Origin of the sequence: Planococcus sp. NCCP-2050, from assembly GCF_023708025.1 — a bacterium.
In the GTDB taxonomy this organism is placed as follows: domain Bacteria; phylum Bacillota; class Bacilli; order Bacillales_A; family Planococcaceae; genus Planococcus.
Genome location: NZ_BRCX01000002.1, coordinates 106,560 through 123,242 on the forward strand (window position 1 = coordinate 106,560; position 16,683 = coordinate 123,242).

Here is a 16,683-nt window from a genome sequence, read left to right on the forward strand (position 1 = left end):
CCGTTTTTTGCTTATGCAAATATACTTTTTTCGACTTGCTTCAATTTATAGAAATACCCTTGCCGCTTCATCACTTCTTCGTAAGTACCGGTTTCAATGACACGGCCTCGTTCCATGACGATGATTTGGTCCATCTGTTCAAGACCGGATAAATCATGGCTAATGATGATAAAGGTATTCTTTTCGCCGTTTGCAAAAAGCTCTTTATAAATTGCTTGAGCAGTGACACTGTCGACAGATGAGACAGGTTCATCAAGCAGCCAAATCGGTTTCGATTTTAACAAAGCTCTGGCAATCGCAAGACGCTGCTTTTCGCCGCCCGACAAGTTCGCCCCTTTTTCACTGACTTTCGTGTCTAACGAGAACTGGTCCAGCTGAACCTTGTTCAATGCTTCCTGCATCTCTTCCTCTGACGCCTCTTCATTAGCAATCAATAAATTGCTGCGGATGGTGCCAAAGAAGAAATGATTTTCCTGCAACACGACATTCATTGCATTCCACAAATTTTCCTGGCGTACGTTTTGAAGCGTTTTGCCGCCGATGGTAATATCTCCGGCATCAATGTCCGCAATATTCAATAGGACTTGCAGCAAAGTCGTTTTCCCTGAACCGCTCGGCCCGACAATCGCTGTTTTCGTTCCTTCTTTAATCGTCAGGGAAACATGGTCAAGTGCTGGCCGTTCCTCATTTGGATACGTAAAGGCTACTTTATTCAATTTGAAATCCAGCGGCCCGCTAGGCAGCTCCAGCAGTTTTTCGCTATTTTCTTCTTGTGCTACAACATTTTCCAAACGGACAGCCGCTTTGCGGTTGTCTTCGAAATAAGCAGGAAATACAGCCATTGGCGGAACGTTTTCAAATACGGCCAACGAAATCATCACGAGCATAGCCAAATACAGGCCGTCCAACTGGTCAGTGGCTACAAAATAAGTTCCTAGCCCTAATACGAAAAAGGACACAAGAAGTGCTACAAAACCATTCACTGACTGGCTTAAGTTTTCTTCAAGCCCTGCTTTTCGCTGCTGTTCGGCATAGTCATCTGAAAAAGCAGCCAGCTGCTGTTCTTTACTTTCCAATTGCTGATAGATTTTCAGGTCACGGAAACCGAAAAGAAATTCAGTCGCTTCCGATGACAGGGCAGCCCGGCTTGTCCGGGTAGCGGAATCGATTTTCCGTTGGCGCCACGCAAAGATGGCTGGCACTACGATAATCGTTAAAACCATGCCTCCGGCAATCACAAGCGCAATGGCGAATGAAAAGAAAGAGGTAAAGAAGATGGTGCTTAAAAAGACGATCCCAAGAACGACTGGCGGATAAAATACCCGCAGCAAAAAGTTCTGCAAACTTTCTACATCGCCGACAATGCGCGCCAATAAATCTCCGCTTCGATATTTCTGGAAGATTTGCGGCGCGTGCGGTTCAAGGCGTTCGAAAAAGGATACGCGCAAATTGCTGAGCATCGTAAAAGTTGCCCGGTGCGAGAATAAGCGCTCCGCATAGCGGCTTAACGCTGACACCAAACCGAATAATTTCAGGCAGGCACCCATGACGATCAAAATGGTCATCTGCGAAGTCAATGCCGCCTTCGAGATTAAATACCCGCTTGAAGCCATAAGGGCAACTCCCGCGATTCCCGCTAGGAAACCGAAAAAGATTGCGATGCTGACGTCTCTTTTTTCCCGGATTGTCAGCAGCAACACTTGCTTTAATTCCTTCATTGCAAGACACCTCCTTGCTGGATAGCCAGCATCTCCCGGTAAGGGCCGTACATTTTCAACAATTCCTCGTGGCTGCCTTTTGCCGCTAACTTTCCGTCAACCAAAACTAAAATTACATCTGAATTTCTCACCGTATGCAGGCGATGCGCCACAGTAATAACGGTCGCTTCCCGGCCAAGTTCTTCAATCGCTTCCTGCAGAATTTTTTCAGTAGTTAAATCCAATCCCGATGTAGGCTCGTCAAAGAGAATTAGAGAAGGTTTTTTAAGAAAAGCACGCGCCAAAGCAATGCGCTGTTTTTCACCGCCGGACAATCCTCTTCCCGCTTCCCCAACAGGCGTATCAAAGCCGAGTTTCAATGAATAAACCATTTCCAGAATTCCAGCTTTCCGTGCAGCTTCCACTAATTCATCTTCTGTCGCCGGCCGGCTCGTGCCGATTAAAATATTTTCTTTAATTGTACCTGCAAATAAATACGGATTTTGAGAAATATAACTCAAGTGATTGAACCAGGACTTCTCGGCGATTTCATTTCTAGGAACGCCATTCACTAAAATTTGTCCGTGCTTTACCGGCAATAAGCCTGCAATGGCATGCAGCAAAGTCGTTTTCCCTGATCCGCTTTTCCCGATAATCGCTATTTGGCTTCTAGGAGAAACCGCTACATCAATTGGCCCTAATTCGAATCCGCCTTCATATTGGAAAGACAAAGCATTCATGTTGATAGCAAGCGGCTGTTGAGGCATTTCAGCCTCTCCCCAAGCGACTGGCTGATGTTCTTTTTCAAGCTCAGCAGCCAAGCGTTTCGCTGCTGCTGCACTGCCGCGCCCCGTATGGAAAGCACTGCCGAAGTCTTTTAATAGGTTAAAGAAATCGGGCACTAATATCATCACAAAAAATGCCGTAAAAAAAGTTAAATTATCGTAAACTACAAGACGCAAACCGATTTCCAATGCAATGATCCCCATGCTGAGCATGGAAATGTATTCGAGCATCAGCGAAGACAAAAACGCTGACTTCAACACTTCCATGGTTGCATCCCGGAAATCGAGGCTGCTTTTTTTGATGACTTGCTTTTGCTGCTCCGCACGCCCAAATAGCTTTAAAGTCGTCAACCCTTGCAGGACATCCAAAAAAGTTCCTGAAAACTGGCCAAGCTTTTCCATTTGTGCGTCAGCTTTTTCTTTGGTCTTAATGCCGACAAGCGCCATAAATACAGGAATAAATGGAGCCGTGACTAATATGATAAGCCCCGTCACCCAATGTTGAGAAAAAATCACAACTAATAGAAGGACAGGAATGATTGCACTTTGAATCATTTGAGGAATGTATTTACTAAAATAACCGTCCACTTCGTCGACTGCATCGAGAAGCAAGCTGACTTTTTCACCAGATTGCCCTTGGACAGAAGCCTGAAGCGGATTTCGAGCAAAAGAGGCAGTCAACTTCGTTCGCAAGGTGCTTTTGGCTTCGGAAGCTAAATTTACACCTGTTCTGCCAATCGCGTAGCCACTAGCTGCACGAATCAATATCGCTGCAAGCAAGCCTCCAAAATAGGGCAGAACTTCTTGGAATGAGGCATCTTTTAAGAATACCGCATCTGCAATCCAGACAAAAAACAATGCTTGTCCAATCATCGCAAGTCCTTTTAATAGAGAAGCGACAATCAACCAAGCCATTCTATTTTTCCGTTCAAACGCTAGCTGTTTAAGATCAAGCATGCAATTCTCTCCTTTAGCCGCTGTTACTTCTATTATAAGGCATGGAAGGTTAAATTCCGCTCCAGCTGTCCGCTGTTAAGCGTTTTTCTGGCGTGTTTGTTACAAATCTGTTCACAAACGCATCGGGCCAAAAAGGCAAGAAAACAAAAAAAATCACAGCGGCTTTTCGCTGTGATTTTTTTTAATGTGCAGAACGTGGTTGCGACTCCCTTTTCTGCGACCCTTGAAGGACTGATGACAAAAAAGAAATGTCTTGTTGAATTTGCGATTTTAAATAATCGTCCATGCATTTCTGATATTCCAAACTAAGTTTATATAGCTCGTATTCAAAAATAGTCTGTTCCTCTTTTGTCATCAAGATCCTCACCCCACTCCATGGTAGTTTCAAAGACCCAAGCTGATGTGCCTATACATTTGTGCCATCATATCAATAGTTTTCAGAAAAGTCAAATTATATAGGCCTTTTATTATAGCAATTGAAGTAAAATTACCTATAATTTTACTGTTTGTCAACCTCTATTTGACTTTGTTTCTATTTTTACTATACCCCAATTTAAAAAGTTAAAGCAGGCAACTGCTAGTAGATAGCCTGCCTGCTCCGATTAACCATTATTGGCTGCGTCCATTTTTGATCCATTGTGCCACTTCAACCGTATGTCTTGCTTGATAAGCGACGGCATCTGCAACATCTTCAACCATATTCCCCTCTTGATCCACACTTACACTTGTACCATATGGATTTCCTCCAGCTTTGAATAAGGCCGGATCGTTATAGCCTGGCGCAGCTACAATCGCTCCCCAGTGGAACATCGACGTATAAACTGCCAGAACGGTCGCTTCCTGTCCGCCATGCGAGTTCTGAGCCGAAGACATGGCACTTACAACTTTATTCGCCAATTTGCCCTGTGCCCATAATCCACCGGTTGTATCGAGGAATTGCTGGAACTGCGACGGGACATGCCCGAACCTTGTCGGAACACTGAAAATAATGGCATCCGCCCATTCCAATAAGTCAACTTCTGCTACCGGCACATCCGCAGTCGCTTCTGCATGTGCTTTCCATGCAGGATTCGAATCGATCGCTCCCTGCGGAGCATTTTCTCTCACTTTTGCCAATTTGACTTCAGCACCCGTTTCTTGTGCAGCTGCTTCTGCCCATCTTGCCATCTGATAGTTCGTTCCTGTTGAACTGTAATAAATGATTGCCAGTTTGATGTTAGCCATAATTTTCTCTCCTTTTTGTATAAAGTCCGTGACTGATACGTAAAGACAAAATTATCCTGAATTTAAGATTTCTCTTACGTTTACACTTTCCCCTTTCTTCAGAAAAATTAAACAAATATCAATGATTTATACATGTGATAAAAACACAATAAAAACCTCTGCCAGTAATCACAGAGGTTCAATTCATTTCTTCTATTCAATCTTGCTGGCTGCGCTCTATAGCCAACTCTCGCAATTTAAATTTTTGAATCTTGCCGGAAGCAGTCATTGGATATTCTTTTGTGAATTCGATATAGCGCGGAATTTTATGATGCGATATTTTGCCTTTGCAATAATTCCGCAACTCTTCTGTCGGCATTTGTTCGCCGTCTTTGAGAATGACCCAGGCCATCAGCTCTTCCCCGTACTTCGGATCCGGTACTCCGACTACTTGAACATCTTGGACTGAAGGGTGTTGATATAAAAATTCTTCTATCTCGCGCGGATAGATATTTTCCCCTCCACGAATGACCATATCTTTGATGCGCCCAGTCACGGCAATATAGCCATCCTCGTCTTCGACAGCGATATCGCCCGTATGCAGCCAGCCGTCTTGGTCGATGGCTTGCTTTGTTGCTTCTTCGTTTTGATAATAGCCTTTCATGATATGGTACCCTCTCGTACAGAGCTCTCCCGGCATCCCGATTGCGACTTCCTCATTCGTCACGGGATCCACAATCTTCACTTCCACTTCAGCGTGCGGTTTGCCGACCGTCGCGACTCGTTTTTCAATATCATCATCTGCACGCGTCTGGGTGATTACCGGCGAGGATTCGGTTTGGCCGTATGCGATCGTAATTTCCGAAGCACCCATCTCGCTAATCACTTTCTTCATCACTTCAATCGGACAAGGCGAACCTGCCATGATGCCTGTCCGCAAAGTTGACGTATCGAAACTCTTAAAGTCCGGATGATTCAGCTCTGCGATGAACATCGTCGGGACACCATGTAACCCTGTACATTTCTCATCCTGTACCATTTGCAGCACCCGTTTCGGTTCGAATTGCTCTGCGATGACCATGGTCGTCGAATGCGTCACCGCTGCCATTGTTCCAAGAACGCAGCCGAAGCAATGGAAAAAGGGCACTGGGATGCACAAGCGATCATTTTCCGTTAAGTTCATTGTGTCACCGACAAGCTTGCCGTTATTTACAACATTCAGATGCGTCAGCATGACACCTTTCGGAAAGCCGGTTGTACCGGATGTGTATTGAATATTGATGACGTCATCCGGCTCCATCGAATCAAAGCGATTTTCCAATTCCTCATCGCCCACTCGATCCGCAAACGCTTCGAATTCGCTCCATGTGTAAATTCCAGGATGCTGATTCTTGCTCATTACGATGACACGTTTGAAATGCGGAAGTTTGCTGCTTGAAAGGCTCCCTTTTTCCGCGGTCTTTAACTCTGGACAAACCGTATTCAAAATTTCAATATAATTGGAGCTTTTGAACTCTTCGCCTAATATCAAGGTCGTCGCATCGGATTGTTTTAAAAGATACTCAAGTTCGCTTGCTTGATAACTTGTATTGACGGTCACTAGCACCCCGCCCATTTTCCCTGTCGCATATTGGCTGAGCAGCCATTCGCGCTTATTGTCAGACCAAATCGCAATGTGTTCGCCTTTTTCTATCCCTATTCCTATAAATGCTTTCGCAAGGCGGTCTGTTTCTTGGTCGAACTCCCGATAAGTCTTGCGTATGCCGTGTTCCGGATACACATAAGCTTCTGTTTCCGGATGGAGAGCTGCTTGCTCACGCACAATTTGGCCAACCGTCTTTTCTAAAATCGCCATTTTCATCCCTCCGTTATGTAAACGTTTTCAATATACCTTTTATGTTATCATAAAATTCCAACAATACGACATTCAAACGATATGTTCAAACTAAGCTTTCGCCCTTTAGATGCCATACATGATAAAATGGAAAGTATTCTGGACCACGAAAGGGAATTGAAATGGAATTACAATCAATGCATGATTCACTCGCCGCTCGTTTACAGCAGCGGGAACTTGTTTCGGCCACCATCAGCCAGCCGCGTTTAAAATCGAATGATATCAAACGGGTGAAACTAAAGCCTGTGGAAATAAAAAATGATTACTTTATTCAATTCGAATATCAATATGAACATGTACTTAAACATGAAAATTTAACATTGGATGAGGTCCCTGCTAAATTAACAAGTTTATTCGAAGAGTTCCGCCAAGGACTTTTTCAGTTTTCCGAAGAAAAAGTACAGATCCAGCTTTCTAAGAAATTTAAAGTTTCCTGGAAAATAGAACAGACGGAAACGAAAAAAGCTGAGCTTTCCCATAACCGCAAGAAACAGTACTTGCTGGAAGACGGCGTGCCTTATCCGTTTTTGGTGCGTCTTGGCGTACAAAGTCCGGATGGCAAAGTCAAAAAGCAGAAATACGATAAGTTCCGCCAAATCAACCGGTTTATCGAATTCATTGATGATGCACTTGCGCATTTGCCGAAAGACCGCACAGTTCGCATACTCGATTTCGGTTCAGGCAAATCTTATCTGACTTTCGCTCTCTATCATTATTTGCGGATTGAAAAAGGGCTTGATTTGCGGGTCACAGGACTCGATCTAAAAAAAGAAGTCATTGAAGAATGCCAGCGCATCGCTGAAGATTTAAATTACAGTCAGCTGGAGTTTTTGGTCGGCGACATCAATGATTACAACGAAGAATCCGCAGTCGATATGGTTGTCACCCTTCATGCCTGTGACGTCGCTACGGACATGGCTTTATCTCGTGCTGTAAAATGGAATGCGAAAGTCATTTTAAGCGTTCCTTGTTGCCAGCATGAACTCAATAGCCAAATCGAAGCGCCGGAACTTGGCATTATGCTTCAGCATGGTTTGATCAAAGAGCGCTTCAGCGCACTCGCAACCGATTCCATCCGTGCAGAATTATTATCGCTTGTCGGCTATGAAACGCAATTAATGGAGTTTATCGACATTGAACATACGCCCAAAAATATTTTGATCCGGGCTTATAAAACAGGAAAAAAACCGCTGCCCGGACAATTTGAACGCTATCAGCAATTCACGCAGCTCTTATCAGCCAAACCTTTTCTTGAAAACGAATTAAAGGAGCTCCTATGACACGGAAAAATCTCGCCAATGGCATCGTTCTCGCTTTTACCGTAATCCTCGTCCGCTTTATAGATGTAAAAATCTACGATATGCATTTAATCGTAAATTTGCTGCTGATCGTCGGCTTGATTGCTGGACTGATGAAACTTCTCGACCGTTTCCCTTCCCTCGAAAAGCCGGTCGGCAAAAAAGGGGCTATGGCTACCAATTTCATCGTCGTCATCACGATTTTCCTGGCATTTTTCATTTTTGAACTTTAAAGCGGGAAAAGCCGCCTGTCCATTTGGGACAGGCGGCTTTTCTTTTATGCGCAGTTAAGAATTCAGGTTGTCTTCATTATATTTTGCAGCTTCCAATTCAATCTTGTAGCTCTTTTTGTATTCACGGGTTTCCAAGAAAAGATTGACAGCGAAAACAAAAGCCAACAAAAAGGCCGGCAATGACAGTTGGATAATTCCATAGACGAGCGCGGCGAGAATTCCGGCGATCAAGAAGCCGATTGCTTGAGCTGATTTACTGTTGCGTTCTTTAATTTCTGTTATCGAAAAACGATTCATATGCTCATACCCCCAATATAAGCATTATAAACATAATTCTTCAGAAAAAAAGAGGAAATTATTTTTTTCACAGTTTCTTAACAATTGAAACGTAGTGAAGATAAAAGTAAAAGAAACCGCGGCATCGCTCTAACCAAGCAAAGCCGCGGTTTCTTTTTTTCAATCTCACATTTCCTTTTGTTGGTGAATCGCTTCTTCTATATAGGTTTTGACGGGCTCCAAGGTCAATTCCAACCCGCTTGTTTTTAGATTATTGTCCAGGTAATCCAATTGATGATCCTCTACTGCATCGGATTGAAGATTAAGCGTGTTATTGATGTAAAGCATTCCTTCGTTGGTTGCCATTGGAAGAGGCGGACCCTCGCCCTCTTCTTCTTTTACTAGATCCAGCCCGTTAATAAGCCCTTCTTCTTTCAATTCATTCATTGCTTCTTCATACCGTTCTTTGCCAATCCCTTGAGATAACCGTTCATCGAGCGCTGCTACATCTTCGGTCGTGGCAGCTGTATAGTATTGCGTGTAATAGGCCATTAAAATCTGCTCTTTGTCTTGAAGTTCCTTCATGATCAATCCCTCCGATTTTCTGGTTTCTAGTCTATTTATTCCCCTTTTCAATTTGTTTATGCTTTTATTTTCATTCCATCTTTTGAATAAGAAAGGGATTTTTGAAACTTCAAGCCTCTTCAATCGTTAATACATAATGACATACGCAGCGGAATCAAGCTGCGGAAAGCGGGTGGAAGAAGATGACAGAAAAACCGATTGTGCAGATCAAGAATCTTTCGAAGACAATTGGAAAGAAGAATATCATTAAAAATTTGAGCCTCGACTTATATAAAGGCCAAATCACTGGTTTTCTCGGACCAAATGGCGCCGGTAAAACGACGACCATTCGCATGATGGTCGGATTGATGCGCCCGACGGAAGGCGAAGTTTTGATTGATGGACAATCGATCCAATCCAACTTTGAAGAGAGCATTCAGAAAGTCGGGGTAATTGTTGAAAATCCGGAAATGTATAAGTACATGACCGGCTACAAAAATCTTTTGCATTTTTCCCGAATGCACAAAGAGATTTCCAAAAAACGCATTGATGAAGTCGTCCAGCAAGTCGGCATGCAGAATCGCATCAACGAAAAAGTCGGCTCCTATTCTCTCGGGATGCGGCAGCGGCTCGGCCTCGCACAGGCACTTTTGCATGACCCGAAATTTTTGATCCTGGATGAGCCGACAAATGGCCTGGACCCTGCAGGCATCCGGGAATTCCGGATGTACCTGCAAAAAGTCGCAAGCGAAAATGGCGTCGCTGTTTTTGTCTCCAGCCATCTTTTATCAGAAATCGAATTATTATGCGACCGGATTGCCGTGATTCAAAATGGCGAACTGATTGATATTAAGAACGTCAAAGAACTCAATATTTCCCGCTATTATATTCATGCGGAACCAAATGAGCTGGCACTCGAAGTTTTGAGCGGCGCCGGCTTCCCGGTTACTGCGCATGACAAAGGCTATTTGATCGATACCGAATCGCAGCACATTCCTGGAGCCGTTAATATGCTCGTATCTGCCGGTGCGAAAATCTATGCTGTTCAACCGCATCGCGCAACGCTTGAAGATCAATTCCTTGAAATGACCGGAGGTGGCCAAATTGCTGAAACTCATTCAAAATGAATGGATGAAATTATGGAGCAAGAAAACAAGCTGGATCATGGCCGCTTTGCTGGTTGTCATTTTGTTCGCATCGATGGGCATTACCAAATGGGTCAATTCCAGCATGATGGTCAATGAAGAAGAAACGTGGCAAGAAGTGGCTGCCAATCAACAGGCAAATGCAGAAGCGATGTTGATGGACCCGAACCTTAGCGACCAGCAAAAAGACTATTACGAAGGCCAAGCAGCAATTGCGGAATATCGCCTTGCGAATGAAGTCCCTGCCTTTGAATATACAAGCATGCAGCAGCAAGTAATCGACTCTCATATGATGCTGTCGCTCGTCACGCTGTTTACCGTAATTGTGGCTGCCGGGATAGTTGCTTCGGAATTTTCCCAAGGCACGATTAAAATGCTATTGACTCGCCCTGTTAAGAGGTGGAAAATATTAACATCTAAATACATCACTACTATGATCTATGCGATTCTACTCTCTATTTTAACCATCGCTGTCAGCGCACTGGCCGGATTGATTTTCTTTGGCATCGGCGACGGGACTTTCCTTGTCTGGAACGGCTCAGAAGTCGTTGAAGGATCTTACTGGATCGAAGCGTTGAAAATGGCCGCTTTAAGTTTCGCAAGCGTCTGGATCATCGGAACTTTCGCCTTTATGCTCGGCACCGTTTTCCGTTCCAGTTCCCTTGCAATCGGCTTATCGATTTTCCTGATGTTCACCGGAATCCAAGCCGTCTATTTACTCGCTAATTACGAAATCGTCAAATACTATTTGTTCACCCATACGGATTTAACCCAATTCTACACCGGGTTTATGCCCGTACCGGATATCACCATGACCATGTCGCTTATTGTCCTGGCCGTTTACTTCCTCATTTTCATGGCCATCAGCTATTGGACATTTTCAAGAAGAGACGTTACTGCTTAAATAGAAAAGCGGAAGCGGCCATTTAAGTTCGACGGGCATAAGGCGAATTGCCGAAGCGGCATTTTGTGCCGCACAGGCGAGACGACTTATGACCCGAGAACTTGGCCGCTGGAGTCTGGACACTAGAAAAGCGAAGGCAGCTCGTTAGCCCCGACAAGCGCTGGAGGTCTTAGCGGTAATGGCGGTTTTGCCATTGCTGATAAGACTGAAGCGACCTCGAGGGGCTAGCTGCCGGAGTCTGGACAACGAAAAGCGGACGCGGCCATTTAAGTTCGACGGGCATAAGGCGAATTGCCGAAGCGGCGTTTTGTGCCGCACAGGCGAGACGACTTATGACCCGAGAACTTGGCCGCTGGAGTCTGGACACTAGAAAAGCGAAGGCAGCTCGTTAGCCCCGACAAGCGCTGGAGGTCTTAGCGGTAATGGCGGTTTTGCCATTGCTGATAAGACTGAAGCGACCTCGAGGGGCTAGCTGCCGGAGTCTGGACAAAGAAAAGCGAAGGCTGCCGTGTAGATTTGACGGGCATAAGATGAGCTGGCGAAGCGGTATGTCCTCAACCGCACAGCCAGATTGGCTTATGACCCGAGAATCTGGCAGCCGAAGTCTGGACAACGAAAAGCGAAGGCTGCTCTCTAAAACTAAAAAAGGATCTGGCCGTCAGTTTACTGACTTCCAGATCCTTTTTTTATTTGTCTTCCATCCAGTTCAGCAATGCCTCGACAACCAGGTCCTGCTGTTCAAGCGGCTGGATATCTGCCGGATTATCGCCTTTTTGTTCACCATAGAGCCCGAACTGGGCATGGTTGCCTCCAGGAATCTCGACAAATTCACTATTGGCAGAAAACCGGATGCGATTGTCCTGAATATCATCCAGAAGCGTCAAGCCATCTTTTTTACCATAAACGGACAGCATCGGCAAATCGCTTAACGCAAAGTCACCTGAAGGATAAGAACCTAGGAAAAATAAGCCCGCCAATTCATTTTGATGCTCATCGGCATACATCGCAGCCGCAACTCCGCCAAGTGAATGGCCGCCGATAAACCAAGAATCGATTTCCGGATAATCCGCGATTACCGCTTCTGCTTTATCCACTCCAAAAATCCCGAATTTCAGCGGCAGATCTGGAATCGACACCGTGTAGCCTTGCTCGCTCAGTTTCTTGCCAAGATACGCATAAGCTTCCGCGTCCACTTTTGCCCCTTGATAAAGGATAAGGCCTTGGCCATTCGAATCTTCCGGCATGAAGATGAGTCCTTGGTCATCCCGTTCAACCGCTTCGAGATCGACTTGTTCTTCCAGAACTTCACTTGGCCCGTAATCGAATTGACTATAGACGATGAAGCCGATAACGATCAAAGCAATCAGCGCAATAAAACCAAGCAAAATCCGAATGGTCCATTTTTTCGCCCCGCTTTTTCCCGCACTCAATAGGAAATTCCGACACGGGTTTTGAAGAACTCCGCGCTTTCTATTTGCTTATACGCAAAATCAGCTGTGTCGCCGACTGTGATTTCTCTGCCTTCTTCCGGGAGAAAATCTTTTTCTGTCCGGTAATTGCCGCGTGCTTCTCCGTCCGGCAAATACGTCGGGCAGACAATCGTCCAGTCCAATTCAGACGCTTCGAGCAAACGGAAAACCTTCTCATGTTCTTCTGCAGCAAACGTCAATTTGCGGTTGGAATCGCCGCCTTGGTAGCGCAATACGCCAGGCGTCAGCCGGCTATTCAAGATCCCTGCCGTTCCAATCGTAATCAAACGTTTGATGCCCTCTTTTTCCATCGCCTTTTTAATGAATGGAATGGCTTCTGATAAAGTAGTCGTACGGTCCGTTCCCAGTGCACTAAAAACCAAGTCGGCGCCTTCTATAGCCCGTTCGATATCTTCTTGACTGCGTACATCGCCTGCCAGTGTTTCCAAATTTTCATGATCTTCCAGTTTGAGCGAACGCACTAAGGCTTTTACGTGATGCCCCTCCGCTAACGCCTGCTTTAAAATTTCTTGGCCAACACGGCCAGTTGCACCAAAAATGGTGATGTTCATATCCATCCTCCTCTAAAGAGCTGTTCATGATTTATTTGAATAAGTAACCTTTTTTAGCCAATATGTCTTTCAAATCTTGGCGATGCGGGCGCTTCAGGAAATTCGCCATTTGCTGCGTCCACGTCTCTGACTTCTGATTAGTGCTGCGGCGCTCATAATATTCCTGAATCGTCGCATCATATTCAGGAAGCAAGGTTTCATATTTCGCTTCGTCATATTCGTTCTCATGAAGAATGGCTTCGACCGGCAACCTTGGTTTCACTTCATTGCCTTCATTCGGCACACCTACAGTCAGCCCGTAAACCGGGAACACGCCTTCCGGCAAGCCGACCAGTTCGCTGATCGCTTCCATATTGTTGCGGACTCCTCCGATATAGCAGATGCCGTAGCCTTTTGATTCAGCAGCCAAAGCTAAATTCTGGGCAAGCAAACCCACATCTGTAACAGCGACCAACAGATTTTCTGCTTGATCAAAAATGATCTTCTCGCCTTGGATTTCTCCCGCATGCTTCAAACGATTGTAATCTGCGCACATGAGGAAAACCGCGCCTGCGCCTTCCATCTGTTTCGAATTGCGGGAGAGCTCACCCAATTTCTTGCGTTTTTCCGGATCCGTCACCCAGACGACAGAATACGCTTGGACAAAATGGGAAGTGGCCGCATGCTGTGCTGCCTGGATCAACTCGCTGACTTCTTCTCTTGTCAGCTGCTTTTCTTTATAATCACGCACCGAAGCGTGGGATTTCATCAATTCAATAACCATTCTTCTTCCTCCTTTGACTCTATTCTCTTATCCTATCAAATAATCTGAGATGATACTCTTTCAACGATTTTTGCTACAATAAAAGAAGATGAGGTGAGCAGTTTGAAGCGAGCGAAAGCCATTGTTTCGATTCTTTTTTTATTGGTGCTCGGCGGTTTTTTGTTTGTTTGGCTACAGAACGAATGGGCATTCCGGGAAGAATTGGCAAAGCGGCCGGCACCTTCCGGACTGCATCCGATTGTAGCTGAAAAAAGTGAGCAATTGATTCAGCAAGCCGAAAGCATCGGCATTGAAATCTTGATCACAGACGGATTCCGGTCGGCTGAAGAACAGAATAATTTACACAATCAAGGCCGCAGCGCTCCCGGCAATGTCGTCACGTATGCGCGCGGCGGCGAATCTTACCATAATTATGGACTTGCAATCGATTTTGCACTGCGTCTCGAAAACGGCGACGTGGTTTGGGATATTCAGCGAGATGACAACGGCAACGGAGAACGCGATTGGTACGAAGTCGCAGCCATCGGCAAAGAGTTAGGGTTTGCTTGGGGCGGCGACTGGCAGCGTTTTAAGGATTATCCGCATTTGGAGATGACATTCGGCTTGTCGATCGAAGAGTTGCAGCAAGGCTATCGTCCGGAAGATGTCCTGGAATAGAAAAACAGCGTGGTTCACTTGGAACCACGCTGTTTTTCTGAGTTTGTTTGCGGAATCGCTTGTTTTATTTGCGGAATCCCGGTGGTTGTTTGCGGAATATCTGCCTTTATTTGCGCAATCCGCTTTTTCTTACAATTCCTGGCGCAACGCTTGAATGACATCAATTTGAGTGGCTTTGCGCGCCGGGCGCCATCCTGATACCATGGCGACACCGATGCTGATGACGGCAGAAATCAGAACCAATTGCCAAGGGATAACTGAAATCAGGATACTGGCATCTCCCATTCCCTCCCCATCTTCTCCTAAAGAACTCATGATGATTTTCGGTACAATCCAGTTGGCGAGCATGCTGACGCCGTAAGAAACCAAGATGGCGAGCACTGTTCCGATAATGCCGATCGCTGCACTTTCCATCAGGAATAATTTCTGAATCAGTTTCGGCTTGGCGCCGATCGCTTTCATGACGCCGATTTCACGGGTCCGTTCTGTCACTGCCATGGTCATTGTGTTGAAAATACCGATGGAAGCGATGAGGACTGCAACCGTCCCAACGACAATCAATCCCGCTTTCAAAGCGGTAAAGAACATATTCATTGAACCCAATTCTTCTGTAACCGAGTAAACATAGTAGCCGCCGTCTTTTAAAACCTGCGTAATATCAGAGACGTTTTGCAGGTCGTCTGCATAGACAAGAACTTGCCGTCCCCCTTCTTCAAGCGCCAACTCTTCCTGGAACACAGGAGCCCACGAATCATCTATCAACAGCGTATTGTCGGTTATCCAATCCTTGCCCGGTTCTTCCTTGATTCCTGAAACCGTAAATTCCCACGTAGCGGATTCTTTTTCTCCTTCATAAGGGGTTATCTCCAACTTGATCGTCTGTCCGATCAGGCTTCCGGCAAATCCGCCCGAGACTTCCTCGCCTTCATCCATTTTTTTCTGCTCTTCTTCAGTCAACAAATTTTGCGCAAAATGATAGCCGACAATCACTTCGTCAGCTGATGCAGGCATTTTGCCTTCCACCAGTTTCAAACCCGCTTTTTGTTCTTGCTCCATATTAACGGTAGAAGTGGCTGCAAACCCGCTTCGGTCACCTAATCGAGCGACAGTTTCAGCAACTGGCGAAGTCCGGTCCGTCACTGCTTTTACATGCGCAAGCTGGTTCATCGCTTCCACTTCTTTATCGGTAATCGACTCGCCATCTTCTCTTCCAGCTACTTCGATTTCCGTTACAATCTGATTGTCGAGCACCTGATCCGTCACGGTTTTCTGCATGCCGAACCCGACAGATGCGAGGATAATCAAGAAGGCACAACCCATCATCGCCGCCAAAATAGTTGTCGCTACCCGGAGCTTATTGCGCTTCATATGTTGTTTAATAAAATCCAGTTGATCTTTAAATTGCATGGCGCTTTTCTCCTTTCACTAATTCCCCGTCGTGCAGACGGTATTGCCGATGCGCAACATTTGCGACTTCATCGTCATGGGTGATGATGACAAACGTCAGCCCGAGCGACTGGTTCAGCGATTGAATCAACATCAAAATATCCTGTTCGGTCTCCGAATCCAAACTTCCGGTCGGCTCATCTGCCAGCAGAATCGGCGGGTCGGTGACGAGAGCTCTTGCGATGCTGACGCGCTGCTGCTGGCCGCCTGACAGTTCATTCGGATAATGGTCAGCTACCTCCTGCAATCCTACTTTTTCAAGCAACGCGCGAACTTTCGCCTGGCGCTTTTTCACCGTCTCTCCTTTGATCTTCAAAGGCAGTTCCACGTTTTCGAAAGCGGTGAGGCCCGGCATCAATTGGAAGTTCTGAAAGATGAACCCGAAATTGGCTAAACGGAAATCCGCTTTCTCCTCTTCTTTCATCTTGGCAGTCTCTTTTTTATTCACTAAAACCGAGCCTGATTCCGGTGCCATAAAACCGGCTAAAATATGCAATAAAGTCGATTTCCCAGAACCGCTCTTTCCGAGGATGGCAACAATTTCCCCTTTTTGCACGTCTAAAGTTACGCCTTTTAATACAGGAACTTTCCGTTCGTGTTCTTTTTTGCCAATCGCAAACGTATGGCGCAGGTCTTGGATTTCAATCATGGCTTAATGCCCCTCTCTTACTGGATAGTTCAAGTATAGAGACCAAATCTTAACGATTTCCAAGGAGTTTTATGAAGAATTTCTTAAGAAGAGGGATAAATAGGAAAGAAGGAGGGTATTTTGCTAATAAGGTTTTTGACTTGCCCGTGAGGATATGCAATTCTTTAAGAA

The 16,683-nt window shown here is 45.5% G+C and carries 16 protein-coding genes; 5 read left to right on the plus strand and 11 right to left on the minus strand.

Features of this window, described 5'->3' with window-relative positions; translation table 11 throughout:
* Positions 1 to 11 precede the first annotated feature (11 nt).
* The 4 genes from cydC to NFU07_RS09830 form a co-directional block, all read right to left on the minus strand.
* A complete protein-coding gene (cydC, locus tag NFU07_RS09815; RefSeq protein ID WP_251477487.1) occupies positions 12 to 1,718 on the minus strand; it encodes a thiol reductant ABC exporter subunit CydC in 1,707 nt (568 codons plus the stop codon).
* Complete coding sequence (gene cydD, locus NFU07_RS09820; protein WP_251477491.1) at positions 1,715 to 3,439, minus strand: thiol reductant ABC exporter subunit CydD; 1,725 nt, start codon at positions 3,437 to 3,439, stop codon at positions 1,715 to 1,717. The genes cydC and cydD overlap by 4 nt, the downstream gene beginning before the upstream one ends.
* Positions 3,440 to 4,048: 609 nt before the next feature.
* Positions 4,049 to 4,663, minus strand: coding sequence for an NAD(P)H:quinone oxidoreductase (wrbA, locus tag NFU07_RS09825; RefSeq protein ID WP_251477494.1), 615 nt, complete (start codon positions 4,661 to 4,663; stop codon positions 4,049 to 4,051).
* A 196-nt stretch (positions 4,664 to 4,859) separates the two neighbouring features.
* Positions 4,860 to 6,497, minus strand: a complete 1,638-nt coding sequence (locus NFU07_RS09830) for an AMP-binding protein (RefSeq protein ID WP_251477497.1) — start codon at positions 6,495 to 6,497, stop codon at positions 4,860 to 4,862.
* Positions 6,498 to 6,658: 161 nt separating this feature from the next.
* On the opposite strand from NFU07_RS09830, the gene NFU07_RS09835 reads away from it, so the two are divergent.
* Complete coding sequence (locus NFU07_RS09835) at positions 6,659 to 7,816, plus strand: class I SAM-dependent methyltransferase (protein WP_251477500.1); 1,158 nt, start codon at positions 6,659 to 6,661, stop codon at positions 7,814 to 7,816.
* A complete protein-coding gene (locus NFU07_RS09840) occupies positions 7,813 to 8,067 on the plus strand; it encodes a hypothetical protein (protein ID WP_251477503.1) in 255 nt (84 codons plus the stop codon). The genes NFU07_RS09835 and NFU07_RS09840 overlap by 4 nt, the downstream gene beginning before the upstream one ends.
* Positions 8,068 to 8,121: 54 nt before the next feature.
* Here the strand turns inward: NFU07_RS09840 and NFU07_RS09845 are convergent, their stop codons facing one another.
* Together NFU07_RS09845 and NFU07_RS09850 are read right to left on the minus strand one after the other, a co-directional pair.
* Positions 8,122 to 8,364 carry a hypothetical protein gene (locus NFU07_RS09845; protein WP_251477506.1) on the minus strand — a complete coding sequence of 81 codons (243 nt, stop codon included), beginning with the start codon at positions 8,362 to 8,364 and terminating at the stop codon, positions 8,122 to 8,124.
* A gap of 165 nt (positions 8,365 to 8,529) precedes the next feature.
* Complete coding sequence (locus NFU07_RS09850) at positions 8,530 to 8,928, minus strand: hypothetical protein (protein ID WP_251477509.1); 399 nt, start codon at positions 8,926 to 8,928, stop codon at positions 8,530 to 8,532.
* 182 nt (positions 8,929 to 9,110) lie between these two features.
* On the opposite strand from NFU07_RS09850, the gene NFU07_RS09855 reads away from it, so the two are divergent.
* Both NFU07_RS09855 and NFU07_RS09860 read left to right on the plus strand, forming a co-directional pair.
* Positions 9,111 to 10,034, plus strand: a complete 924-nt coding sequence (locus NFU07_RS09855) for an ABC transporter ATP-binding protein (RefSeq protein ID WP_251477512.1) — start codon at positions 9,111 to 9,113, stop codon at positions 10,032 to 10,034.
* Positions 10,003 to 10,956 (plus strand): ABC transporter permease, encoded by a 954-nt coding sequence (locus NFU07_RS09860; protein WP_251477515.1) that lies wholly within the window; start codon positions 10,003 to 10,005, stop codon positions 10,954 to 10,956. The genes NFU07_RS09855 and NFU07_RS09860 overlap by 32 nt, the downstream gene beginning before the upstream one ends.
* A gap of 686 nt (positions 10,957 to 11,642) precedes the next feature.
* Here NFU07_RS09860 and NFU07_RS09865 read toward each other — a convergent pair.
* The 3 genes from NFU07_RS09865 to NFU07_RS09875 are packed head-to-tail and all read right to left on the minus strand — an operon-like array spanning position 11,643 to position 13,760.
* On the minus strand, positions 11,643 to 12,386 hold the full coding sequence (locus NFU07_RS09865) for an alpha/beta hydrolase (protein WP_251477518.1): 744 nt from the start codon (positions 12,384 to 12,386) through the stop codon (positions 11,643 to 11,645).
* Complete coding sequence (locus NFU07_RS09870) at positions 12,383 to 12,997, minus strand: NAD(P)-dependent oxidoreductase (RefSeq protein WP_251477521.1); 615 nt, start codon at positions 12,995 to 12,997, stop codon at positions 12,383 to 12,385. Before NFU07_RS09870 ends, NFU07_RS09865 begins: the two co-directional genes overlap by 4 nt.
* Positions 12,998 to 13,028: 31 nt before the next feature.
* On the minus strand, positions 13,029 to 13,760 hold the full coding sequence (locus NFU07_RS09875) for an NADPH-dependent oxidoreductase (RefSeq protein ID WP_251477524.1): 732 nt from the start codon (positions 13,758 to 13,760) through the stop codon (positions 13,029 to 13,031).
* A 102-nt stretch (positions 13,761 to 13,862) separates the two neighbouring features.
* Here NFU07_RS09875 and NFU07_RS09880 point away from each other — a divergent pair, with 102 nt between their 5' ends.
* Positions 13,863 to 14,417: a M15 family metallopeptidase gene (locus NFU07_RS09880; protein WP_251477527.1), complete on the plus strand. Its 555-nt coding sequence runs from the start codon at positions 13,863 to 13,865 to the stop codon at positions 14,415 to 14,417.
* Between the two features lie 129 nt (positions 14,418 to 14,546).
* Here NFU07_RS09880 and NFU07_RS09885 read toward each other — a convergent pair whose 3' ends face one another.
* A complete protein-coding gene (locus NFU07_RS09885) occupies positions 14,547 to 15,824 on the minus strand; it encodes an ABC transporter permease (RefSeq protein ID WP_251477530.1) in 1,278 nt (425 codons plus the stop codon).
* Positions 15,814 to 16,512, minus strand: a complete 699-nt coding sequence (locus tag NFU07_RS09890; protein WP_251477533.1) for an ABC transporter ATP-binding protein — start codon at positions 16,510 to 16,512, stop codon at positions 15,814 to 15,816. Before NFU07_RS09890 ends, NFU07_RS09885 begins: the two co-directional genes overlap by 11 nt.
* Positions 16,513 to 16,683: the final 171 nt, after the last annotated feature.

What these genes read in the sequence shown, in the direction of transcription:
- NFU07_RS09875 (WP_251477524.1), bottom strand. Translation starts at nt 13,760, where the DNA reads ATGGTTATTGAATTGATGAAATCCCACGCTTCGGTGCGTGATTATAAA.
- wrbA (WP_251477494.1), bottom strand. Translation starts at nt 4,663, where the DNA reads ATGGCTAACATCAAACTGGCAATCATTTATTACAGTTCAACAGGAACG.
- cydC (WP_251477487.1), bottom strand. Translation starts at nt 1,718, where the DNA reads ATGAAGGAATTAAAGCAAGTGTTGCTGCTGACAATCCGGGAAAAAAGA.
- NFU07_RS09870 (WP_251477521.1), bottom strand. Translation starts at nt 12,997, where the DNA reads ATGAACATCACCATTTTTGGTGCAACTGGCCGTGTTGGCCAAGAAATT.
- NFU07_RS09845 (WP_251477506.1), bottom strand. Translation starts at nt 8,364, where the DNA reads ATGAATCGTTTTTCGATAACAGAAATTAAAGAACGCAACAGTAAATCA.
- NFU07_RS09885 (WP_251477530.1), bottom strand. Translation starts at nt 15,824, where the DNA reads ATGCAATTTAAAGATCAACTGGATTTTATTAAACAACATATGAAGCGC.
- NFU07_RS09850 (WP_251477509.1), bottom strand. Translation starts at nt 8,928, where the DNA reads ATGAAGGAACTTCAAGACAAAGAGCAGATTTTAATGGCCTATTACACG.
- NFU07_RS09855 (WP_251477512.1), top strand. Translation starts at nt 9,111, where the DNA reads ATGACAGAAAAACCGATTGTGCAGATCAAGAATCTTTCGAAGACAATT.
- NFU07_RS09890 (WP_251477533.1), bottom strand. Translation starts at nt 16,512, where the DNA reads ATGATTGAAATCCAAGACCTGCGCCATACGTTTGCGATTGGCAAAAAA.
- NFU07_RS09840 (WP_251477503.1), top strand. Translation starts at nt 7,813, where the DNA reads ATGACACGGAAAAATCTCGCCAATGGCATCGTTCTCGCTTTTACCGTA.
- NFU07_RS09835 (WP_251477500.1), top strand. Translation starts at nt 6,659, where the DNA reads ATGGAATTACAATCAATGCATGATTCACTCGCCGCTCGTTTACAGCAG.
- cydD (WP_251477491.1), bottom strand. Translation starts at nt 3,439, where the DNA reads ATGCTTGATCTTAAACAGCTAGCGTTTGAACGGAAAAATAGAATGGCT.
- NFU07_RS09830 (WP_251477497.1), bottom strand. Translation starts at nt 6,497, where the DNA reads ATGGCGATTTTAGAAAAGACGGTTGGCCAAATTGTGCGTGAGCAAGCA.